At 59.6% G+C, this 21,734-nt stretch carries 18 protein-coding genes; 6 read left to right on the top strand and 12 right to left on the bottom strand.

Going from position 1 to position 21,734, the window contains the following annotated elements; all coding sequences use genetic code 11:
- The first annotated feature begins 53 nt into the window (after nt 1-53).
- The 3 genes from SBC1_RS29320 to SBC1_RS29310 all read left to right on the top strand — a co-directional run bounded on the left by SBC1_RS29320 (nt 54) and on the right by SBC1_RS29310 (nt 2,707).
- Nucleotides 54-1,634 carry an FAD-binding oxidoreductase gene (locus SBC1_RS29320; protein ID WP_241202361.1) on the top strand — a complete coding sequence of 527 codons (1,581 nt, stop codon included), beginning with the start codon at nt 54-56 and terminating at the stop codon, nt 1,632-1,634.
- The gene (locus tag SBC1_RS29315; RefSeq protein WP_165103148.1) at nt 1,634-2,080 is read left to right on the top strand and encodes a hypothetical protein; all 447 of its coding nucleotides are present in this window, start codon (nt 1,634-1,636) and stop codon (nt 2,078-2,080) included. Before SBC1_RS29320 ends, SBC1_RS29315 begins: the two co-directional genes overlap by 1 nt.
- A gap of 339 nt (nt 2,081-2,419) precedes the next feature.
- Entirely contained in the window at nt 2,420-2,707 is a 288-nt protein-coding gene (locus SBC1_RS29310) for a hypothetical protein (protein ID WP_165103144.1), read from the top strand.
- A gap of 183 nt (nt 2,708-2,890) precedes the next feature.
- Here the strand turns inward: SBC1_RS29310 and SBC1_RS29305 are convergent, their stop codons facing one another.
- The 6 genes from SBC1_RS29305 to SBC1_RS29280 form a co-directional block, all read right to left on the bottom strand.
- A complete protein-coding gene (locus tag SBC1_RS29305) occupies nt 2,891-3,682 on the bottom strand; it encodes a TenA family transcriptional regulator (RefSeq protein WP_165103141.1) in 792 nt (263 codons plus the stop codon).
- A 790-nt stretch (nt 3,683-4,472) separates the two neighbouring features.
- Nucleotides 4,473-5,117 (bottom strand): response regulator transcription factor, encoded by a 645-nt coding sequence (locus tag SBC1_RS29300; RefSeq protein ID WP_165103138.1) that lies wholly within the window; start codon nt 5,115-5,117, stop codon nt 4,473-4,475.
- Entirely contained in the window at nt 5,114-7,159 is a 2,046-nt protein-coding gene (locus SBC1_RS29295; protein WP_165103133.1) for a response regulator, read from the bottom strand. Before SBC1_RS29295 ends, SBC1_RS29300 begins: the two co-directional genes overlap by 4 nt.
- The gene (locus SBC1_RS29290; RefSeq protein WP_165103130.1) at nt 7,156-9,309 is read right to left on the bottom strand and encodes an ATP-binding protein; all 2,154 of its coding nucleotides are present in this window, start codon (nt 9,307-9,309) and stop codon (nt 7,156-7,158) included. Before SBC1_RS29290 ends, SBC1_RS29295 begins: the two co-directional genes overlap by 4 nt.
- Nucleotides 9,310-10,348: 1,039 nt before the next feature.
- Entirely contained in the window at nt 10,349-10,657 is a 309-nt protein-coding gene (locus SBC1_RS29285; protein ID WP_165103127.1) for a hypothetical protein, read from the bottom strand.
- Nucleotides 10,658-10,953: 296 nt separating this feature from the next.
- On the bottom strand, nt 10,954-12,291 hold the full coding sequence (locus tag SBC1_RS29280) for an MFS transporter (RefSeq protein WP_165103124.1): 1,338 nt from the start codon (nt 12,289-12,291) through the stop codon (nt 10,954-10,956).
- Nucleotides 12,292-12,780: 489 nt separating this feature from the next.
- On the opposite strand from SBC1_RS29280, the gene SBC1_RS29275 reads away from it, so the two are divergent.
- Nucleotides 12,781-13,743: an amino acid ABC transporter substrate-binding protein gene (locus SBC1_RS29275; protein WP_165103121.1), complete on the top strand. Its 963-nt coding sequence runs from the start codon at nt 12,781-12,783 to the stop codon at nt 13,741-13,743.
- Between the two features lie 51 nt (nt 13,744-13,794).
- Here the strand turns inward: SBC1_RS29275 and SBC1_RS29270 are convergent, their stop codons facing one another.
- A complete protein-coding gene (locus SBC1_RS29270; RefSeq protein ID WP_370469709.1) occupies nt 13,795-14,496 on the bottom strand; it encodes an OmpW family protein in 702 nt (233 codons plus the stop codon).
- Nucleotides 14,497-15,090: 594 nt separating this feature from the next.
- Between SBC1_RS29270 and SBC1_RS29265 the strand changes: the two genes are divergently transcribed.
- Complete coding sequence (locus SBC1_RS29265) at nt 15,091-15,945, top strand: helix-turn-helix domain-containing protein (protein WP_165103115.1); 855 nt, start codon at nt 15,091-15,093, stop codon at nt 15,943-15,945.
- A gap of 32 nt (nt 15,946-15,977) precedes the next feature.
- Here SBC1_RS29265 and SBC1_RS29260 read toward each other — a convergent pair whose 3' ends face one another.
- The 4 genes from SBC1_RS29260 to SBC1_RS29245 form a co-directional block, all read right to left on the bottom strand.
- A complete protein-coding gene (locus tag SBC1_RS29260) occupies nt 15,978-17,786 on the bottom strand; it encodes an ATP-binding protein (protein WP_165104878.1) in 1,809 nt (602 codons plus the stop codon).
- Nucleotides 17,783-18,280 (bottom strand): molybdopterin-dependent oxidoreductase, encoded by a 498-nt coding sequence (locus SBC1_RS29255; protein WP_165103112.1) that lies wholly within the window; start codon nt 18,278-18,280, stop codon nt 17,783-17,785. Before SBC1_RS29255 ends, SBC1_RS29260 begins: the two co-directional genes overlap by 4 nt.
- A gap of 8 nt (nt 18,281-18,288) precedes the next feature.
- Nucleotides 18,289-19,926, bottom strand: a complete 1,638-nt coding sequence (locus SBC1_RS29250) for an ATP-binding domain-containing protein (RefSeq protein ID WP_165103109.1) — start codon at nt 19,924-19,926, stop codon at nt 18,289-18,291.
- Between the two features lie 141 nt (nt 19,927-20,067).
- A complete protein-coding gene (locus SBC1_RS29245; RefSeq protein ID WP_165103106.1) occupies nt 20,068-20,739 on the bottom strand; it encodes a glutathione S-transferase family protein in 672 nt (223 codons plus the stop codon).
- 252 nt (nt 20,740-20,991) lie between these two features.
- Between SBC1_RS29245 and SBC1_RS29240 the strand changes: the two genes are divergently transcribed.
- Nucleotides 20,992-21,162 (top strand): hypothetical protein, encoded by a 171-nt coding sequence (locus SBC1_RS29240; protein ID WP_165103101.1) that lies wholly within the window; start codon nt 20,992-20,994, stop codon nt 21,160-21,162.
- A gap of 75 nt (nt 21,163-21,237) precedes the next feature.
- Here SBC1_RS29240 and SBC1_RS29235 read toward each other — a convergent pair whose 3' ends face one another.
- Nucleotides 21,238-21,651, bottom strand: a complete 414-nt coding sequence (locus tag SBC1_RS29235) for a response regulator (protein WP_241202359.1) — start codon at nt 21,649-21,651, stop codon at nt 21,238-21,240.
- Nucleotides 21,652-21,734: the final 83 nt, after the last annotated feature.

The following is a 21,734-nucleotide window of genomic DNA, read 5'->3' as shown; positions in this document are numbered from 1 at the left end:
TTGAAACCGATTAAAACGATCGCGTCGATGAGCGTGTTCTGGATGCCGGGAACATGAGCGATCCGCCGCGTCCTCCCGGGATGCCGGAGCCTGATTTCCAGCAGGCGCTTACCGCATTCAGGGCGATCGCGGGCCAGAACGCCGTTCTCGTGGGAGACGGTGCGGCGCAGCCGTATCTGGATCCGTTCGCGCCAGGCGACGCGCACGCTTACGAAGCGTCGGCCATTGTGCTGGTGTCGAATGTCGAGCAGCTTCGCGCTGTGCTCGGCGTGGCGAATCGGTACGGCGTACCCTTGTGGAGTGTATCGACCGGACGCAACTTCGCTTATGGCGGCGCATCTCCCCGACTTAGCGGCAGCGTCGTGCTGGACTTGCAGCGCATGAACCGCATCATCGAGATCAATGAGACGCTCGGTTATGCGCTGGTCGAACCGGGTGTCAGCTACTACGATCTTTATCAGGCACTTCAAGCGCGAGGCATCAGCTTGTGGCTTGATCCGCCGGCCGCCGGCTGGGGCAGCGTTGTTGGCAATACGCTGGAGCGCGGCTTCGGCACAACCTCATACGGCGATCACGCTGCCATGCAGTGCGGAATGGAAGTCATGCTGGCGAACGGCGAGATCGTACGCACCGGCATGGGCGCAATGAACGGCAATCAGGACTGGCAGGTATTCAAGGCGGGTTTCGGTCCCTCCTACGATGCCATGTTCATGCAGTCGAATTTTGGCATTGTCACCAAACTCGGCATCTGGTTGATGCCGAAGCCCGAAGGCTACATGCTGTGCCTTTATAAGTTCAGACACGACGCCGATCTTGAGAGCATTGTCGAGACGCTGCGGCCCCTGAAACTCGACGACACAATACAGAGCAATGCCATCATCGAAAGCGCGGTGCGGTGGGCCGCCGGCGTGTCGACGCGCAAGCAGTGGTATCAAGGTGCGGGCGCCATGCCCGATACGGCTATAGAGACCATGGCGCGTAAGCTCGGCATAGGCCGCTGGAATCTTCGCTTCTGCCTGTATGGCCCCGAGGCACTGGTGAAAGCGCGTCGCGATGTGATACATCAGCGCTTCTCATCCATCGCCAACGCCGAGTTGATCGAGTCGCCCTATACCTATACCCATGCCAATGTTGAACCCGAAGGCGGCGGCAATCGCAGCCAGGTCGGCATTCCCAATCTCGACGCATTCAACTTGCTCAACTGGCCCGGCGGCTCCGGCGCGCACATCGATTTCTCGCCCATCTGTGCGCCGCTTGGCCGCGACGCGGTCCGGCAATATCGAATGATCAGGAACCAGGCAGCGCACTATGGCTTTGACTATTACGGCGGTTTTACGGCCGGCCCGCGCAGCATGCATCACATCTTTGCGGCAATCTTTAATCGTGACGATCCGGTGCAAGCGCGTAACGCGGGCGAGCTGCTCAAGACGTTGATCAACGACTTCGGTGCGGCTGGTTGTGGTCAATATAGAACCCACCTCGCCTTCATGGATCTTGCCGCGTCCCAATATGATTTCAACAATCACGCGTTGATGCGCATGAGCGAGAGCATCAAGGACGCGCTCGATCCAAACGGCATTTTGTCGCCGGGAAAACAAGGTATCTGGCCCAGGAATATCAAGGAGCGCGACTGATGAAAACTGGCCGGCGTGAGTTCATCGGAGCTGCGTCACTGGTGGCGGCATGCGGGGGAATGCCATGGCCCGCGCAGGCAAGTGTGCGATCAACGACCCTACACAACGAGTACGACGAGCAAGCAGTGCGTGGCGACTCGCTCATCATCATCTTCGATGAACGCGTGGCCGACAGCCGCGCTTTTGCTTTCAGATCGCGCACGCGGGGGGTACGCACTGTGCCTCTGGGAAACGACATTGGCACGCTGTGGTTTCAACACCTGATGCCCTTGGCCAGTTCGCCCGGTAACGTCATTGCCGGACTGACAAGGCACGCCGACGCGTTCCTATTGACCCGCTTCGCACAAGGCATCGGCTTGCGGATTGCGCAGCACTCGGCCGAAGCGCATGCGGGCCCAGACACGCTCGTTATGTGGCGGCTCGATACTAGCCGCAATCGGACATGATCCTGACCGTTGCCACGAGCTTGTTCCCGCGGTCGCGCGGCCAAGTTAGCGCGAGAAGCGTGATCCAATTCGGCACGACCGGGCAATCGGTAATAAAGAGCATGCACGGGAACACAAGGCACAAAAGAACGTAACGTTGACCTTCGAGTTGACCGCCGAATACGCACCCCATTGCCCGCTATCAATCCCCTTTACGGTGCCGCTCCGTGTGCTCAAACGCACCCCGTTGAAGCAGCGTGCTTATGGTTGTGATGTAGCGCACACATCAGACAGTTTTCTCGTTGGTCCCCGCATTCGTCGTCGATACACTTTGGCTAAATCGTAAATCCGGGGAAGTCGATGCAACCCATGACGGGCTTCATGCTTTACGGCGTCTGCGCAGCAGTAGTCGCCGCGATTGCAGGCAAGAGGGGTCTGAGCTGGAGCGCTTATCTGCTCGTGATGCTGCCCTTGGGGCCGGCGATCGCGATTATCGTGCCGCTCTTCACGCAGGGTTCGGCCAACAGCCTGATGACAACGGCGCTCGTTTTTTGCGTCCCGCTGGCCGCGTTGCTAGTGGCGCTGTTCAGCAAGGGACCATCGACCCTGACATCAGGCACCGAATCACGCGAACAGAAAGGCGCCTAGCGCGGCGAGCGCCTATCCAGAACAACGCACGTCCCAGCGTTCGCGACGCCGTGCCTTGTTGCCTGCTCATTGCCCGAGATCGCGCCTGCTCTCACCGAATCGAATGGCATGCGCTAAATAAAAAAAACAGCGCCGGTCATTCAATGACCGGCGCCGCTACTCAATCAACCACGCGAAGCTCGCTCAGGCCGCGACGGGCTCTTCCTCCACTGCACGGATCGTCAACGGCTCGGGCGGCGTTCCGTACGCGTAATCGAGCGTCATGCGCATATAGTCGTAGCTCTTGCGAATGGCAGCGCGAATCTTGTTGATCGTCTCCACCGGCGGATTGGTGCCCAGCAACGTAGCCACGATATCCAACGCCATCCACGGGTGCTCGTCGTCGTAATGGGCGTGCACCTTGAGCCAGCGCATCGCGGACTTGCGAATGGGTTCAGGAAAGGTCAGTGCGTACGTTTCTTCAGAGCAGACAAAACACGAGAAGTCCCCCGTTGCGCCTTCCACTGCGTAGTTCGTTGCCGCCACTGCTACCGCCAGTTCGTCGGTGAGGCTGACATGCCCACACCAGTGCGCGAGCGCATGCATCTCGCTGGGCACCTCTTGCGACAACAGGTCGTCAAGTTCAAGGCCGCTCGCTCCCGCCCATTGCAGCCAGTGCTTGGCATGCATGTTCTCAACCCGGATATTCTGGATAAGGTAGGACCGCGCCATCCCTTCGCCATGCGAATGGCCGAACCGTGCTTTCATGAGGTTCGACGCCATGAACTGCGGAAACTGCTCAATGACCGGGAAAAAGCCAATCAGAAAACGATGCGTGCTTTCCATGTCGAGAGTCGCGTCCTTCATGGCCTTGCACAGCGGGTGATAGACAACCTTTTGCTTCGCTTCTTCGCAATCCTTGACTACGTCTTGGAGCCATTGAGGATAGCTGGTGATGTTCTTGAGTTCGCCGGTACGGGTGAAGTCTGCTTTCATCGGATGATCTCTCACAGGAATGGGTTTCAGGTGGTGGGCCGCGGCATCCCATGCGGGCAAGCCGGATTTCAACTCGCCATCGTGATGCCCGCCAAGCTTCGGGGAGCCAAAGCATTTCCTATATGCAGATGCGCACATTTCGCGGAACATTTAATCAAATCCATTTCTTCAGACAACATCGCAACGACGTCCCTTTTTCGACGCCCAGCAGTGTCGCGGCCCGGGGACCTTGGAGCAGTGAAACGGTGGAGAGATCAAGGCCTGCAGAGGGTTGACGCAACCCGCTTGAGATGTTCCCCGGCGCGGCGTATTGAATGTGCTCGGAAGTGTGTGCGTGCGGCGCCACCCGCCGGGGCATGCGTTGTTGCTAGATTTTGGCGGAGATGGACTATCCGCTTCCGCTTTAAGCCGCCAGCCGGCCGATGCTCATGGCTGGGCGAACTGACTCTGGCGGATAGACATGCCAGGCACCGTCGTCGTGACGGAAAAAGAACAGCGTGAAAGAGCTGCATGCGGATCCCGATGCGCGTTCCACTTCAATGCAAACGCACCGGCAGCGCCCTGCACGGATACGATGAATGGAGCGCACGTGCAGATGGCCGGCGCTCACCGCGCCCATCCATTTTTCAACCCGTACGCGCAAGGACTGCTCCGACGCAACCATAAGATTCTCCGAGATTTTTTATTTCATCCCCCCCACGAGACCATGTTAGGAGCGCCATAAGTCCTTGTCCGTCGGGAGAGGTCGATTGTGGCTTAAGGCACTGCTGGTTTTCTTGTCGGAATATCCCTACGACCGATCGCGCTCGGAACTCAAACCATGTTTGATCGCATAGCGGATCAGTTCGGCGTTGTTTTCAGTGCCGAGCTTTTGCATGAGGCGCATCTTGTGCGTGCTGATAGTCTTGGCACTCAGCACCAGCACCTCGGCTATGGCATTGATGCTTTTGCCCGCTGCCAGCAGGTGCAGCACCTGGAACTCACGATCCGAGAGAATCACGTGCGGTGCGGCGTCGCTGGAATGGGTGTCGAAGACCATGACATCGACCAGCTTCGGATCGATGAACCGCCCCCCGCCGGCAAGCTTGCGAATGGCCGCGAGCAAGATGTCAGGATCGCTGTCCTTCGTGACATAGCCGGTTGCACCGGCACGCACCGCACGCGCGACGACCTGCGCTTCATTGTGGATGCTGAGCACCAGGACCGGCAGCGCAGGGTATTCGGTGCGCACACGCCGGATGAGGTCTACGCCGCTGATGCCAGGCATCGTCATGTCCAGGAGCAAGAGATCCACGCGGCAGGTACGCAGTTTCTCGATCACCTCGGCGCCCTGTGCCGCTTCGCCCGCAACGTCAATATCCGTTGTCGTCGCGATGATCTGCTTCAGTCCGCCGCGCATAATGGCGTGATCGTCGGCGATCAGGATCCTGATCATGAGCGTTCGCCTCCGCCCAACGGGACGTGAATAGACACCACGGTCCCCGTTTCAGGCGAACTGTCAATTCTCAGCGATCCCCCAATCAGCCGGGCGCGCTCGCTCATACCAAGCAGTCCGTATGAATATCCCTTGCGAGCTGCTGCCGGATCGAAACCGCGGCCGTCGTCGCTGACGTACAGATCAAGCGCCGTCTCGGTGCTGGTCAAGGTGACGTCTACGCGCGACGCACCCGCATGGCGTGCAACGTTGGTCAGCGACGCCTGCACGATACGAAATACCGCCGTGGCATGGGCATCTTCAAGAACTGGCTCGCGACCATTGATCCAGAGCTGGCAGGAAAGACCTTTGCGGCGGCCGAAGTCCTCCACCAGCCACTCCAGCGCCGACACAATGCCGAAATTGAGCGCGGCGGGCCTCAGATGACTTGCGACGTTACGCACCATCCATATGGTCTTTTCGACCAGCTCGCGCATATCGTCGACTTTCTTTGTCGCATCCGCATCATGGGCCAAGCGCATCTTGAGCAATGAAACGTCCATCTTCAACGCGGTCAGCAACTGCCCGAGCTCGTCATGAATTTCCATCGCAATGCGTTTTCTTTCTTCTTCGCGAATCGCTTCCATGTAGGCGGACAACTCGCGCAGTTGCTCGCGCGACTCCAGGAGTTCCTGCTCGATGCTTTTACGCTCGGTAATGTCCTGGATCGTGCCGACCAGCTTTAACGGCTGCTTAGCTATGCCGACCCCGGCGCCGGGCATCGCCTCGGCCTGGAATTGGACGATGCGCACCACACCGTCTGCTGCCCTTACGCGGCAATCAAGGCCGCATGGCTGCCCCTCATCCAGCAACGCCCGTACAGCGCGGCGCACCAGCGCCCGGTCCTCGCGATGCACCGCCGCAAGAAAAGTGCGATAGCCCGGCCGCGAAAGCTTTGGCCCCAACCCGAGGATCCGATACATCTCGTCTGACCAATGGATCACGCCAGCCGTTGTGTCCCACTCCCAGTCACCGAGCCGCGCAAGCCGTTGCGCGTTCGCGAGGCTCGCTTCGCTCGCCCGCAATTTCCCCTCCGCCAACTTGCGCGCTGTCACGTCATTGAGGCCAACGTAGATGGCCGGCGCGTCGTCGAAGCTCGCCACCCGGGCGGTCAGCATTGCCCAGAACGTGCTGCCGTCCGGCCGCCTGAAATTGACTTCAGTATTGCGAAAGCCACCGAACATGCGAAGCTGGCGCACCAGCCTGTCTCGCGTCGCCGGGTCCACATAGAAGTCGATAACACGAATGACCGTGTCGGTCTGGGCCGCGAGGCCGAACAACTTCCGAAACGGCTCGTTCATGTAGAGCAGCGACCCGTGCGGCATCGACGTGATGCAAAACGGTAGCGGACTGGTCTCCACAATGTTGCGGAATCGCGCCTCGCTCGACAGCAACTTCGTTTCGGCCCGCCTGCGCTCCTCTATCTCCAGCCGCAGGCTTGCATTCGCCTGCGCGAGTTCCCCGGTGCGTTGCGCGACCCGCACCTCGAGTTCGTCGCGCGCACGCGCCAGCGCCGCTTCCGCTTGCTGGCGCACGCTCACTTCGTTCGACAATTGCCGGTTCTGTGCGACAAGCTGCTTGTGCATGGCGCGTAGCGCCAAATGCGTGCCGATCCGCGCCATCATTTCGTCGATCCGGACTGGCTTCGTCACGTAGTCCGCGCCGCCGGCGGCGAAACCCTCGACCAGATCCTCGATGCCGGTCAGCGACGTCATGAAGATCACCGAGATGTCCCGCGTGCGATCGTTCATCTTGAGCCGGCGGCAAGTTTCGAAACCGTCGATACCGGGCATCTTCACGTCGAGCAGGATCAGATCCGGCTGCGAAAACTGTGCGCGTTCGAGCGCCTCCTCGCCATCCAGCGCGACCAGAACGCGAAAGCCCTCGTCAGCGAGACTGTCGACCACGAGGCCGAGATTAGCCGGCATGTCATCGACAATCAGGATTGCCGGCGGCTCATTGACGCTGCCGCTGCCGTTCGGGTTGGCGCTTACCTCGCTCATGGCGCCGGCCTCGCTTCAAGATAGTGCTCTACAAGCAGGAGGATCGCCTTCGACTGATAACCCTTCGCCAGAGCACGCAGATGCGTTGTGAATGGTTCGTACTGCGGATCGATTAATGATACCCGGTCCGCCCACGCAATGATGTCTCGCATGTTGCCAATTCGCGCAAGATGATGCAGCTCATCCATTTGCGGCGCCGGTATGGCAACCGGCACATCAGGTAATGAAGACTGCGGGGAGTGCGCCCTTGCGGCATAGGTCCACTCAAGGTTCAGCAACGCGCGTATATGGGTCAGTAACCGGCCGAAGTCGACCGGCTTGGGGAGGAATGCATTCACACCCGCCGCAAGGCTCTTTTTCTCGTCGGCACCGGTTGGGCTGGCGGTCACCACAATGATCGGCACATCTGTCAGTCCTGGTGTCTGACGTAACCGGCGCGTGGCTTCGAGGCCGTCCATGCCGGGCATCACGATGTCTGTGACAATCAGCGCCGGCCGCTCGCTTTGCGCCTTGACCAGCCCCTCGTCGCCGCTCGCCGCCTCGACGATTTCGAAACCAAGCCGGCTCAGCAAATCCGTAATGACGGTGCGATTGACCGCTATGTCGTCGATGACCAGCACCTTCCTGCGCGGCCCCTCGTAGCCCGTCGCAACGCGTGCATCCGGTTCGCGGGACGTGCCTGAACCCCCCGTCGTGGCTGGGGCCAGTTCGAACCAGAAGGTGCTGCCCTGCCCGAGCACGCTCTCGACGTGGATCTCGCCGCCCATCGCCAGCAAGAACTCCCGGCTAATGGCGAGCCCGAGCCCGGTGCCCTCGGAACGACGCTCGGGATTGCCGACCTGTTCGAACGGTTCGAAGACGGTTCTCAGCTGGTCTGGGGGAATGCCGATACCGGTATCGCGTACCTCGAACCGTATCGCCTGGTAAGCAGTCTGCGTGACAAGCAGGCTGACCCTGCCGGAGTCGGTGAATTTGACGGCGTTCGCGAGCAGGTTAAGCAGCACCTGGCGCAACCGCCGCGCGTCCGCGCGCACGCCACCCGGCACGTCGGGCGCAATCGCACAGACATAGTCGAGCTGCTTCTCCTCCGCCTTCACGCCGATGATTTCGCGAATCGCATCGACGAGACTGAGCAAGGCTACATCGACAATCTCAAGCCGCAGTTTGCCCGCCTCTATCCTCGCGAAGTCGAGCGTGTCGTCGATCAGCGTCAGCAGGTGTTCGCCGCTGCGCTGGATGACGGCCACGCCGGCGCGTTGCCGTTCGCTCAGCCCGCTGTCGCGCTGCAGGATCTGCGCGTAACCCAGGATGCCGTTCAGCGGCGTGCGTAGTTCATGGCTCATGTTGGCGAGGAATTCGCCCTTGGCGCGGTTCGCCGCCTCAGCCGAACGGAGCGCCTCGCGTTGCTTGGCGGCGTTACGTTCGTCGAGGTAGGCGACGTGCAGGCGTACGCCCATCGCATGAAATGCGGCGACCACGCGATCAAGTTCATCGGGCCGGCGGGGCTGGCGGCGCTGCAGGCTGAACGGTTGCGGCGACTCGCGAAAGTCGTAGCGGTCGACCAGCCGCGCGATTGTCGCGAGGTGTCGCGTAACGAGCCGCCAGAAGATATAGATGATGAAAAGCGCAACGAGAAAGGTGTTGGCCGCCTGGCTTACCAGGATCACGAGCGCGGTTTGCGCCAGCTCGCGATACAGACCGGAGAGCGTTGCCTCCACGTACAGGGTGCCGAGCACGCGTTGCGTGCCGTGGACGCGGTAGGAGATGAGAAATTGGCGCGATATGACCGCGTCGTTCATGCGCTGGCCAGCGCGCACCACCAGCGGCGAGGCGACCGAGCCAGTCTCACGGACCTCGGCGGCACGAATGTCGGCAAGGCGCAGCATGCCATCCAGTTCGAGTTGAAGCTGCTGCCGGTCGAGCCGCCAGAGACCCTCGCTGAGGCTGTCGCGATAACTCTGGTCGATATCCGACAGCCGGTTTTCGATGAGCGCGATCCCGCGATGATAGTCGCCGTAGAGTTGCAGCGCGGTTAGTAGTAGCGTAACCACGCAACTGAACAGAAGGACGGTCGCGATAAGCCGCATGACCACGCTGTGGCGAAAGCGGCTCAGCGGAGTCCACAGCGCGCTGAACGTGTTGAGAACCATATCCCCTCGCGAGTTATTTTTTTCGTTCGCACTCAAGGGTGGGGCGCTGGCGCTGGGGGTTAGCGGTTGATGCCAGGTTGCCAGGTTTCAGGGTTAGCGGGCAGGGTCGATGCCAGGTTGCCAGGTTCTGGGGTTAGCAGTCGGATTCAGTGCCGGGTTGGTGCTTTCGGCCTTAGTGGTCTGCATGAGTCGGATTTTCTCTTTATCACTATTAGCCACTGTGCGTGGCGGCACGTCATTTCTTTGTCCAAAGCGACAAAGAAACGAAGCAAAGAAAACGCTTTCAAACCACGCTACCCTAAGTGTCCACAGCGTGCAGCTCCCATTCATAGGTGCCCCAAAAGCACGGTGCTCGCCAGAGCCACGGATGTGTGAAACCCTCCTTCTCCGAACACGGATACCCACACGCTTCGCCACCAGTGACTGAACCTGCCCAAGGAACACCCCGCGCTATCCGCGAACAACCATCCACCAAATAAGTAAGTATAACGAACCATGACGCCAACCCGCCTCCGAATGAGACCGCAGAAATGCATGAAGCCGTAATCAACGAATGTAACCGTGCCAACCACACTAACCAAGCAGCTAACCCGCTAAGAACCGTAGTAACAGATACGCGTGATGCCGCGCGGGTTCCTTGGCAATGGTGCTTGCCCGAGAGTGTTGGGGGCGAAGCGTGTTCGTGTCAGGATTCGCGAGAAGGAGGGGTTCACACATCCTTCGCTCTGGCGAGCACCGTGCTTTTGGGGTACCCATGTATCAGAACTGCACGCTGTGGACGCTTATGAGCCCTCGTTCTGAAAGCGTTTTCTTTGCTTCGTTTCTTTGTCGCTTTGGACAAAGAAATGACGTGCCGCCACGCACAGTGGCTAATAGTGATAAAGAGAATATCCGACTTACGCAGACCACTACCGCTGAAAGCAGCAACCCGGCATTGACTCCGACCACGAACCTAAGAACCTGGCACTGACTCCGACCGCTACCGCCGAACGCCCCAACCCTAACTCCAACCGCGCCAGCAAAAACCCCTCCCTCGATCCTAGCCGTTTGCGGCGATACTGACCGGGCCGAACGAGTTCCCCAAAATCTCGTCGATGCAATCGGCCAGATCGCACAGCACACCCGATTCGTCTACATCAAGCGTTTCCGCGTGGAATTTGCGCAGCTCCCACATGGTGTCCGCAAGACGCCTGATCGATATGGGACCGCTATTGATCAGAGGCCAGCAATGCATCAAGTACGCGAGCGGAATGACATTCCTGTTCTCGCACCATGAATCGAACAAGCGCAAGCAGATAGTGTGGATATGCTCCACCGCATTTTCGCGCTCGGACAGATACGGAATCATGGTGGATAGCCGCTAAGACCCAATTTGATGCTTCAGAGTCTAGGCGGCTGAAAGGCATTACACAGTCAGGAAACGCGGAAAATAGGCAGGGACGTATGCTGAATTCCCTGTCAGGAAATCCTTACACGGACATAAATGCGATGAGGGGACGAGGAATGACCAGGACGGCCGCCGACAAGGCAGCCCCCTGAGTGAGTGCGTAAGGAGCCCGCTTTCGTGGCCCCTCTCGCGGCACAAACTAAGTCCGGCTCGAGCCCTTAAGGCAAGCTACTAAGGCAAACCCTTAAGGCAAGCCCTCAAGCGCGCCCCGAGCTTTCTTCAACAATAGGCCCAGGCGCGTTTTCCAAGGCGCTATCGTGACGAAGCAGAAGAACCGCTGCCACGCCGACCAGCCCGGCCCCGGACAGACAGAGCAAGCCAGCAGCAAAACTACCGGTACTGTCCTTGATCCACCCCATCGCGTAGGGTCCGAAGAACCCAGCCAGATTACCCAGCGAGTTCACCGCGGCAATGCCGCCCGCTGCAGCCGCACCCGAAAGAAACGCGGCGGGCAGCGTCCAGATCACCGGCAGGCAACCGAATATGCCAAAGCCGGCAATGGACAGGGCAATCATTTTCAGCACAGGATCGTCAAGTGCCGTCGATGCCGCAATTCCACCGGCAGCCACCAGCAGCGGGATCGCCACATGCCACTTGCGCTCGAGCTTGCGGTCGGAGCGGCGTCCCCAAAGGATCATGCTGAACGCGCCGACAATGTACGGCAGCGACGTCACAAGGCCCGTCTGAACATTGCCAAGGCCAAATCCTTTGACAATCTGCGGCAGGAAGAAGCTCAGGCCGTAGTTGGTCGCGTTCGCACCGAAGTAGATGAGCGCGACGGCAAGAACCCGCGGATTGAACAAGGCTTCGCGCACGCTGAAGGAACGCACGGCCTCACGCTGCGCGCGTTCCTGAGCTTGCCGGGCCACGAGCCAGTCACGCTCCTCGGGTGCAAGCCAGGTTGCGTCCGCCGGTTTGTCGGTGAGATAAAACAGGACAACGAAAGACAAAAACAGGGCCGGCAACGCTTCAATCAGATAGACCCACTGCCAGCCCGCGAGGCTCGCAAGTTTATCGAGGTTGAGCAGCGCTCCGGAAATAGGGGCGCCTATGACGGTGGACAGCGGAATGGCCACCATGAAGGAGCCAACCACACGCGCCCGGTACGTCGCCGGAAACCACAGCGTCAGAAAGAAGATAATACCCGGGAAAAATCCCGCTTCAGCAATCCCGAGCAACACACGCAACGTGTAGAACACATGTGCCGCCGAGAGTCCCGTCAACCGCGAGATCTGGGGGATGAACGCCATGGCCCCGGCCAGGATGCCCCAGGTGAACATGATTCTGGCAATCCATCGGCGCGCACCGAACTTCTCCAGCAGCAAGTTCGACGGAACCTCGAAAAAGAAATAAGCGATGAAGAAAATCCCCGCGCCGAAGCCGAAGGCGCTTGAGGAAAACCCGAGGTCTTTATTCATCTGCAACGCGGCGAAACCCACGTTGACGCGGTCCAGGTACGCTATGAAATAACAGAGGATCAGGAACGGGACAAGTCGCTTCGTCACGCGTCCCAAAGTGCGGGATTCGAGTTCCACTAGCCTTCCTCCAAGTCAGAGTTAAACGTTTATTGTGTGTCGAATGTTCATATCTCTTTGCCGTTGAAAGCATAGTGCTCCTAAGACGAAGCGGGAAGTAGTATGTGCCCGTGGAACGCTGATTAGTGATGAGATAGTGCGAAGCCGGCTACCGGCATAATTCGATGAATCAGGGGCAACGTGCGTTGGATTCGGAAGAATTGTCTGCGGGTAATGACGTATGAACCCCTGTAAGAAGGTTCTCGCGGCTTCGTGCCCGTGACACGTCAGCGCCCCGCGCAATTGGGCATTAAGCGGCGACGCTTCAAGGCGTGTCCTGGATTTGTCGACCAGCGCAATCTGTCTGTCACGGCGCACTGTCCGTCTGCTGACCGCGCGCTTGAGGCCGTCCCTTGCGGCGTCCTCTCGCACACGCCATATGGATCGCAGTCCCGTAACACAGGAGCGCGTAGCGCTTCAACCCGGTTGGAGGTCCTCAGGGGAAGGCACATGCGAAGCAATTGGACAGCCGGCATTCGCGCGCTGGCCTGGGCCGTCTTGATAACGGGCGTGGCCAGCCTCGCGGGCAGCCTGTCAGTGACCGGCATTGCCCGCGCCCAAGCCAGCAATCCAGGGCTTGCCGCGCCGGCCGCACCCATGCACATTCGCATCCTTCGCGTGCGCGACGAAGTCGTTCGGGAAAGGCGCTGGGATTTTCTGATCGCAGCGCTGGACCACACAATACCCATGTACGGCCCCTACGTTATCGATGCATACTCCGAGCCCATGTCAACGCAGCGCGAGATCGAGGAGGTCATATCCGGTCGCCTGATCAATGTGATTGCGAGCGATCCCGGTCACCCGGACCTCAACGCGCAGACCATTCCGATTGCCATTCCTATCGACAAAGGGCTTCTTGGTTATCGCGTCGCACTGATCCGGCGCGATCAACAAACGCGCATCAATGAAGTCAACGACATCCAGGGCCTTCGTCTCCTGAACGTCGGGCAGGGTCAGGACTGGGGCGACGTGCCGGTGTACCGGTTCAACCGCATCCCCCTGGTCACGGCAAGCCACTACGATCAGCTGTTCCCGATGCTGGTTCACCGCCGTTTCGACCTGTTCCCGCGCGGCGCGCTTGAGATCACGCCTGAGCTCATTTCGTTTCGGACGCTGTACCCCGACATGGCGATAGATACCCATCTGCTGATCCGCTATCCCTATGCGCAATTCTTTTACGTCACCAAGTCTGATCCGCTGATCGCCCAGCGAATCAAGGACGGGCTCAAGGCAATGCGCAAGGATGGGAGTTTTGACGCGCTCTTCCAGAAAAATTTTGGGCAGGCCGTTGCCGGCCTGCATCTGGAACGGCGTGTCGTGATCGAGTTGAACAATCCGTTTCTTCCGCCGTGGGTGCCGGTCGAGCGCAAGGAACTCTGGCTCGATCCGGTCACGGCCGGCAACCCCGGTTGAGGCGAAGAAGCTATGAAGCAAACCGGCGTAAACCCGATCAGAAACACCCGATCAGAACCGATACCCGATAGAAACAAACGAGATGATCGGATTGAGTTTGATCTTGGTACTGCTGGTCACGGTGCCCAGTTGCGACTGGGTTGTCAGCGTGGCACGCGTTGAAAGCCACATATAAGAAAGCGACGCATCGACCGACCAATGCTTGTTGATGTTATAGGAAAGCCCCGCGTTGATAACCGGCGCAAACGAACTGCTCAGCTTGACTGTAGTCGGCCCTTCAAGTGCCGTCCCATAGCTTGGGGAATACAGGAAACTGCCGCTCGACATGGCCGAACTCAACTTCACACCGCTATACCAGACATACGAACCACCGGCGCCAAGATAAGGCCGAAGCTTGCTCTGCGCGTCGTTGAAGTAATACTTCAGCAGCAGGGTCGGACTCCATTCATAAGCCGTCCCGATCTGCCCGAGTGACGAAAGCGATCCGCTTCCGGACAGATCGAACTTGGGCGGTACGCCGAGCACGGCGGTGGCGGCGATGTGATCGGTAATGAAATACGTCGCTGTCAGGCCGAACGTGTCCGCGTTGTCGACCGATGCTCCCGTACCGGTTTCGGTCGTGCTCGTGCCGAGGGCATTGACCGTCAGCGGCTTGCTCGAATCCTGCGGCGCCAGATGAAACCAGCCGAGGTTCGCCACGATGTCGCCTGCGCTCTGTGCATGAGCAGCCGTACTGATCAACAACGCGGCCATCACGTTCACCACGTTCGTCAGGCCCAATGCTCGTTTCTGCATGCTCATGTCTCCTCCGTTTTATCCGATCCTGTCAGTGGATCTGGAGAAGATTCTATGCGAACGATCGTACGAATAATTCCCTCTACGCTGGAGAAATACTTCTGGAATCTGGTAAGAATTCGAAACGCGTTTTTGCTGTGCACTCGCTTACCTGACCCATCGCGACAACCACGTTTCTGGCGTCGCACGGCCGAAGTGGTGCGAGTAGCGGAGGACGGTTGGAGTCCAGAGAGCGCATCTCATCGAACGATGATTTACGCGGGCGGTAAAACAGCCCGAGTGCCTGGATCGACCGTTTTAGATTGCTTCGGGCGGCTACATGTGGCTATCTGATGCACGAGAACGTTTGCCAGGCATGACCCGATTAGCGGTTCGAATGGGCTTATGTGTTCGCAACCGGTAACAACCTCCCTGGCCCTTACAAAGCAGGCGTTTATCTTCGCAAGAGTTTTTCGAACTAGCCCTCTCTTGCGCCTACAATACCCCCCGATTCATCCCGTCCGCGTCACCGTATTCAAACCCGCCACGCGCTTTAACTGGTCCACAGGCAGCATGGTCACTGAAACCTCATCCTCCGATTCCCTCGCCGTCGCCCAGCGCGTACGCGACCTGATGAATCGCCACGGCATTGGCAAGCGCCAGCAGACAGCCGAGCTTTGCCGCATCCTCGACCTCAGTTTCTCGCAAGGACATCGAAAGCTACGCGGCAACAGCCCGTGGACGCTCGCACAGATCCGCCGCGTGGCCGACGCATTCGGCGAACCTGCCTTGCAGCTCTTCGATGCGAAGAACGCCGACGTAGACGACACCGAAGGCACCGCCCAGGATGCCGTCCTTATGCTTGGCGCTGTCGAAATTCCGTGTGTTGCGTGGGTTGGCGAAGCACTCGAACCGGGCAGCCGCCCGGATTTCATTGCGCAAAACATGAACGGCCGCTGGCTCGTGACAACGCACGAAGGCGTGTTGCTGCACGCCGCTCACGATGTCCACAAGATCGAGATTCAGCCGCGCCGCACGGATATGGACAAGCCGCTGATCGCGGTCGTGGACGACGATCAGACCTCCGCCGACAACCTGCACGATTATCTCGAGCGCAGCGGTTTCACAGCAGTCGCTGTGTATGGTCTGGAAGGATTTTCGCAAGCGCTGCAGACGCAAGTGTTCGACGCGGTGGTGATCGACTGGCTGTTCGGAGCGCATACGTCTGCCGATGCTATCCGTGCCGTGCGCAACTCCGACAACCCGGATGCGCCTATCTTCGTGTTGACGGGCGAACTGACGACCGGCAAGGCAAGCGAGTCGGAAATCAGCGACATCATTCAGCGCTACAACGTCACATGTTTCGAGAAACCGGCGCGCATGGCGATCCTTGTGGCCGACCTGTCGAAGCGCTTGCAGCGGACCTGATCGTCGACGCCACGCAACGCCACGCGAACCACTCAATGTATCCGGCGTGTCGCCGATAACGCCCGCGCCAGCGCGCTTTTCAGCACTTCGTACCGCACCGGTTTGAGCAGGTAATCAAAGAACAGGATGGCGGCGCTAGGGTCGACCAGATCCGGTGCGTAGGCGCTCACCGCGATCACCGGCAAGCTCGCGCCCGCTGCCCGCCTTGCCCGGTATTCGCTCACGAACGAGTACCCGTCCTTGCCAGGCATGTGGAGGTCGGCGAGGATCACATCGGCCTGATTGCTCTCGAGCCAAGCGAGCGCGCTATCCACGTCGGACATTGCAACGCTCGCATAACCCAGGTGCGCCAGCATTTCAGTCAGCGACTCGCGAATGGAATCGTGATCGTCTATGACCAGCACGCGTGCTTTCTTCAATGGCGGCAAGTCTGCGGGCGCACGCTCGCGCTCGGGCATTCGCGCCACTGGCGCGGCGGGCAAACTCACACGAAACGCGGCGCCCTGACCGACGTCACTCGACACGTTGACCACGCCGCCCAACAATTCGACCAGTCCGCGCACGACCGCGAGGCCCATGCCGGCACCGTCGAAGCGCCGCGTGCTCGATGAATCGAGTTGCGTGAACTCCTTGAAGATCAGCGGCAACTGTTCGCGCGCAATCCCGGGGCCTGTATCAATGACAGAGATATCAAGCCGTTCGAGCGAGCGTTCGAAACGCACATCGATTGAACCGGAGTCGGTGTACTTGATCGCGTTCGTCACCAGGTTGGTCACGATCTGACGCAGCCGGTGCTGATCCGATTCCACCAGACCCGCCTCGCCCGTGAACTGCCCTCGCAACGCCAGGCCCTTCGCCACGGCCGCCGGGGTATTCGCGTCCACAATGGAGTCGAGCAGTTCCATTGGATCGAATACTGTCAGCCGCAACTCAAGCTTGCCGGCGCCGAGCCTCGCGAAGTCGGTAAGGTCGCGCATCTGCGCTTCAAGATGGCGTGCGCCAGTCTCGAGCCGCTGAATGATCTTGCGATCGCTTTCACTATGCAGGTTCAGTTCGAGCAGTTCCACCGACGACACAATGGCATGCAACGGCGTGCGCAGTTCATGGCTGATCATGCCGAGAAACGCGTCCTTCGCCTGCGATGCTTCGCGCGCAGCGCGGGTTGCCTGATGCTGCGCTTCGAGCGCCGCGCGTTGCTGGTGAATCAGCTTCGAACGCCGGTAGCCGTTGAGTAGCAGCATGGCAGTGGCGACCATGGAGAGCAGCGCGAGCAGCATGCCGGCTGCGAACAGGTAACGCCGCTTCGAAACAAAATCATGCGCAATGTAGTCACGCTCCGCCACGTCGACCACGCGGCGTCCGTTCGCCAGCTCGTTGACTGCATCCTGGTTCTGCCGCAATACACCAATGATCTTCAGCGTGTGCCCGGGCTCCTTTCCCAACGAATCAATATCCGGTTCGATAGACACGAGCGCCGCGTCCAGTTGCCGCAGGATTTCCTGTTGGCGGTTTCGCAGGCTGCCGCTATCGGAGAGCATTGCGGTAGAAGCGGTGACAATGGCGAGCTTCGATTCAAGCACCTCGAAGCGGAGCTGGATCTCGTCGGTATCAGCGTCGATCCCGCTGCGATACAACAGAATCTGGTTCGCAAAGCGGCCGTACGCAATCTGGAATTGCGCACCGTCCCAGTAGAAACCGTCGTACGGCAGGGTGAGTTGCTGCGTGGTCTGGTTCGCCAGCAAAACGGAATACAGCACGTAGCCCACGCCGCCAAGCGGCGGCGCAATGGCTGCCGCTACCAGCATCGCGACCTTTAAACGGCGAAGCCGCGCACGCATCATTTCACGACCATCCCTTTGATCTGCCACACGAACTTCGCCTCCGCGCCCGAACCGGTCAACTCGGACGGGTAAGCGTCGCGCGGGTAGATCAGGAACAACGGACCAAAGTTGCTGACCGTGAGGCGCACGCCGTTCATGCTGTACGCGAGAATCGCGCCGTAATGTTCGGCCTCCCTGGCGCTCACCGTGTATGAATAGTCGTCGATCGTACGCAGTTCGATGCCGTCGGCGCGCGCATCCACGAGCTTGAGCACATCACTCAGCAGCGGCCCTGAGAAGGTGGATTTTGGCGTCCAGGTGGTCGATGTTGTAATCGTATGGACCGGCAGCTTCAGCAGGTCGGCTTCGCTGAAGTGATAGATGCTATGGTCCACGTCGTTGGTCCGCCCGATCATCCCCCGCACGTCCAGCGCCAATGGAGCCGCGCACGCTGCAAGGGGTAACAAAGCGAGCAGCGAAGCCGCCAGCATTCTCAAGACGGGTTGCTTTGTCATGGCGGTGGTCAATGCTGTTCGTTGAAGGCGAGTGCAGCGCGTTCCGAAGCCACCACGATCAACTTCATGGTGGCACGCGTCGCGCCGACAAAGAACTTGCGCGCGACCTGTTCGTCGAAGGTATCGAAATCGACTTCGGTCAGGATCACGCAGGGCGCTGACTGCCCCTTGAACCGATAGATTGATTCGAGCAGCACGTCACCTTCCCGATACTCCGGATTCCCGAACAAATCATAACTTCCGGTGAAGCTGCGCAAGCGATGCGGCCCGAGCTGGTCGACCGACGTCAGCACCGAGCCTTCGCGTCCGCGAAAGGACAACACCGCGATGTCCTGCTTGCGGTAGCCGAGCGCCAGCGCCTGGGTGATCGCTCGCTTGGTCGCCTCGATCACTTCGTCGGGGTGGCCGTTTTCATAGGTGGAGAGACTGACTTCAGAACCGTCGAACGGACTGCCCGCATCGAGCCGCACGTCGGGTCCGACGATCCGCCGGATGTACGCCAGCAAGTCGCGCGGACTGCGATAGTTCGTGGTCTCGCGCAACGTGGTCCAGCCGGGCAGCGGCACGGGGTCACGGAAATACAAGTTCTGCATTGGATCTTCGAGCCACCACCACGCGCCGTCCGGCTTCAGCAAACGGGCCAGTGCGTCCACCCAGGGCGCCTGGAAATCCTGGCCTTCGTCCACAATCAACACGTCGAACTTCCAGTGCTCCGCAATCTCGACGTTGGCGAAACGTTCCTCCAGCGTAGCGAATACATTCGGCTGGCTGAAATCCGGCGGGATACCGGCATCGCGCGTCACGCTTGCGCTGAGCTGGTGATAGTTGGCAATGCGCGCTTCGGGCGGCGCGACCAGTCGAATGTGGTCGGCGAGTGGTCGGTTGAAGCACACGTACAGCACGCTGCGGCCCTTCGCCACCGCATCGCGCATCACCTGTACCGCCAGTTGCGTCTTGCCCGAGCCCGCCGTACCGATCACGCGCAGCCTGAACGGCTGGAATTCGAGCCGCCGCGCCCACGTGGCGAGGCCTCCCGAGAGCCGGGTGACAAGCATGTCGGCCTGACCGACCAGCGCGTTGGTATCGGGTGTGAGAGCGAGTTCGTCGGAGAGAAAGTGATGGATCCGCGCTGAAGCCTCGAAGCGTGGCTCATTGGGCGGCAAGATATCCAGCACGACGGACGGCAGTTTTGTCCGGCGGCTGGCATCGACAATGCGCGCTTCGGGCACGCCTGCAATGGACGCGTCCTTTACCGTGTAGTCGGGGCAATACAGCAGCTCCTCAATCCGGTAGGTGCCCGCGCCGAATGCGGCCGTGAAGCGGCGGTGCAGGTTCTCGAGCGTCCGTGCAAGCTGGATGGCGACGTTGCGCTCTTTCTGCATGTAGACCTTCATCAGGCCCGCGGGCGTCTCACGCAGAAACCCCGCTTTCTGTTCGATGACCAGAACCCGGCCCGACGGCGCGACCACCACGAAGTCCGCTTCGCCGAACACCGAAAAACCTTCGTTAATGCGGGTCCAGTGAACGCCGTGATACACGGTGTAGTCGTCGGGGAGCTTTGCGAGCTGCGCCAGCGTGTCGAGTTCACGCACGGCAGCGCCGGTCGCTTCCATATTCTTCCAGTCGTCGGGGACGATTCGAGCCATGCTTCGCCTTCGCGCCTAAGTGCGTATAAGTGCCGGAAAGTGCCTGAAATCAAGCGGCATCCAGGGAACCAGCGGCCATTGTACGCAAGCCGCACGGTCATTTTGGAGTTGTCCCCGGGTCAGTTCAGGAGTCAGCCCGGGTCAGTCCGCAAAATCGTATTTTCCGCCACGCTGCAACGCTCGCTGATAGGCCGGCCGCTCGTGAATCCGCTTCACGAAAGCCGCTACGTGGGGAAGCGTCTTCGCGCCCGCACGCTGGCTTCCGGCTTCGAGCGGGAAGCTCATTTGGACGTCGGCGGCGCTAAAGGAGTCGCCGGTGAACCATTCGGACTTCGACAGCTCGCTCTCTATGAAGCCGAAGTGCAGTTTCAATTGCGGGTCGATGAAACTGTCCTGCATGGTCTGAGCGATGCGACGCGCAATAGGCTTGACGAAAAACGGCATGGGCGCGCTGGCAATGCGCAGCGCCACCAGCTTGAGCAACAGCGGCGGCATGGCAGAGCCTTCGGCGTAGTGCATCCAGTAGTTGTAGCGAAGGCGTTCAGGCGTAGTCCCGTGCGGGGGTGCGAAGCGCCCCTGCCCATAACGCTCGTTCAAATACTCGATGATCGCGCCCGACTCGGCGATCGTCTGGCCGTCATCCGTGATGACCGGCGACTTCCCCAGCGGATGCACGGCACGCAACTCTGGCGGCGCGAGCATGGTGTTGGGGTCGCGTTGATAACGCTTGATTTCATAATCGACGCCCAGTTCTTCCAGCATCCAGAGCACGCGTTGTGAACGGGAGTTGTTGAGGTGGTGAACAGTAAGCATGGAAGATTGCCGTGGGGGTTTAAATTCGGGGTTTAAATCCGGGGTTGAAGTCTGGGCACAAACGCGCCAAGAATACAACATGGCTGCGTACGGGCGTTCGTGTTCACACCGAGGTTACCCTCGGTTCAGTGTCGAATTCATGGGGCGAGGCCCGCTTTGTGCGACGGGCATGATCGAACACGGGTTGCCGTTCCCCGCGGGTTCGCTGCTTTTCCATTTTTCCAGATCAAGACAACGCAAAAGGACAATTCAATGACCCTGGTTATTTATCTGTTGGGCTGGCTGATACTGATCGGCGGCGTGTCATGGGCGATGGTCGCCATGCATGTGTCGCAACACATCATCCTGATTGTCGACGTGATCTTGCTGGGCGTTGCGGTGATCACCGGCGCCACCCGCGCGCGCAATCGCGACCGGTCATAAGACCGTCATCCACTGCCGTCAGCACGCAGGACTCGCTTGTCCTGCGTGTTTTGGTGACGGGCCGCTCATGGAACGCTAGGACAGCGCGCGTGAGCTAAGCGACTGCTGGATCAACTTCACGAGCGCATCGGGATGCGCGGGTTTTGTCATGAAGTGCTGGAACCCTTCGCCGATGCTTCGCAAGCGGTATTCGTCTCCGTCGTGGCCTGTGAGGGCGATCGCTATCGATGGCGTCAGGTTGCCTCGAATCTCATGGTCTCGCAGGCGCTGGATCAGGTAAAAACCATCCATCATCGGCAGATCGATATCGCAGATAACCGCGTCGGGCAACTCCCGGATGACCGTCTCGGCGCCCTCTTCGGCGTCCGCCACGGCAACGACTTCCGCGCCTTCCTCCTCCAGCAGCATTCGCAGTGATTCGCGGCTCTCCAGGTCATCTTCGATCAGCACAATCCTGGCATGTCCCAGTCTCGCTACTTCATTCATCATTATCTTGTCTAACAGCCCAAACTGGATTCCGGTGCCAATGTCGCGGCTTTCGCGTCTCACCCACTGCGGACCTTGCGGCACGA

The organism is Caballeronia sp. SBC1, from assembly GCF_011493005.1.
In the GTDB taxonomy this organism is placed as follows: domain Bacteria; phylum Pseudomonadota; class Gammaproteobacteria; order Burkholderiales; family Burkholderiaceae; genus Caballeronia.
Note: the sequence above shows the minus strand (reverse complement) of the source record. Positions and strands in the feature narration are given on the sequence as shown.

Bases quoted from the DNA above. Each gene is read 5' to 3' on its own strand.
- SBC1_RS29320 (WP_241202361.1), top strand. From the start codon at position 54: ATGAGCGATCCGCCGCGTCCTCCCGGGATGCCGGAGCCTGATTTCCAG.
- SBC1_RS29315 (WP_165103148.1), top strand. From the start codon at position 1,634: ATGAAAACTGGCCGGCGTGAGTTCATCGGAGCTGCGTCACTGGTGGCG.
- SBC1_RS29310 (WP_165103144.1), top strand. From the start codon at position 2,420: ATGCAACCCATGACGGGCTTCATGCTTTACGGCGTCTGCGCAGCAGTA.
- SBC1_RS29305 (WP_165103141.1), bottom strand. From the start codon at position 3,682: ATGAAAGCAGACTTCACCCGTACCGGCGAACTCAAGAACATCACCAGC.
- SBC1_RS29300 (WP_165103138.1), bottom strand. From the start codon at position 5,117: ATGATCAGGATCCTGATCGCCGACGATCACGCCATTATGCGCGGCGGA.
- SBC1_RS29295 (WP_165103133.1), bottom strand. From the start codon at position 7,159: ATGAGCGAGGTAAGCGCCAACCCGAACGGCAGCGGCAGCGTCAATGAG.
- SBC1_RS29290 (WP_165103130.1), bottom strand. From the start codon at position 9,309: ATGGTTCTCAACACGTTCAGCGCGCTGTGGACTCCGCTGAGCCGCTTT.
- SBC1_RS29285 (WP_165103127.1), bottom strand. From the start codon at position 10,657: ATGATTCCGTATCTGTCCGAGCGCGAAAATGCGGTGGAGCATATCCAC.
- SBC1_RS29275 (WP_165103121.1), top strand. From the start codon at position 12,781: ATGCGAAGCAATTGGACAGCCGGCATTCGCGCGCTGGCCTGGGCCGTC.
- SBC1_RS29270 (WP_370469709.1), bottom strand. From the start codon at position 14,496: ATGGCCGCGTTGTTGATCAGTACGGCTGCTCATGCACAGAGCGCAGGC.
- SBC1_RS29265 (WP_165103115.1), top strand. From the start codon at position 15,091: ATGGTCACTGAAACCTCATCCTCCGATTCCCTCGCCGTCGCCCAGCGC.
- SBC1_RS29260 (WP_165104878.1), bottom strand. From the start codon at position 17,786: ATGATGCGTGCGCGGCTTCGCCGTTTAAAGGTCGCGATGCTGGTAGCG.
- SBC1_RS29255 (WP_165103112.1), bottom strand. From the start codon at position 18,280: ATGACAAAGCAACCCGTCTTGAGAATGCTGGCGGCTTCGCTGCTCGCT.
- SBC1_RS29250 (WP_165103109.1), bottom strand. From the start codon at position 19,926: ATGGCTCGAATCGTCCCCGACGACTGGAAGAATATGGAAGCGACCGGC.
- SBC1_RS29245 (WP_165103106.1), bottom strand. From the start codon at position 20,739: ATGCTTACTGTTCACCACCTCAACAACTCCCGTTCACAACGCGTGCTC.
- SBC1_RS29240 (WP_165103101.1), top strand. From the start codon at position 20,992: ATGACCCTGGTTATTTATCTGTTGGGCTGGCTGATACTGATCGGCGGC.
- SBC1_RS29235 (WP_241202359.1), bottom strand. From the start codon at position 21,651: ATGATGAATGAAGTAGCGAGACTGGGACATGCCAGGATTGTGCTGATC.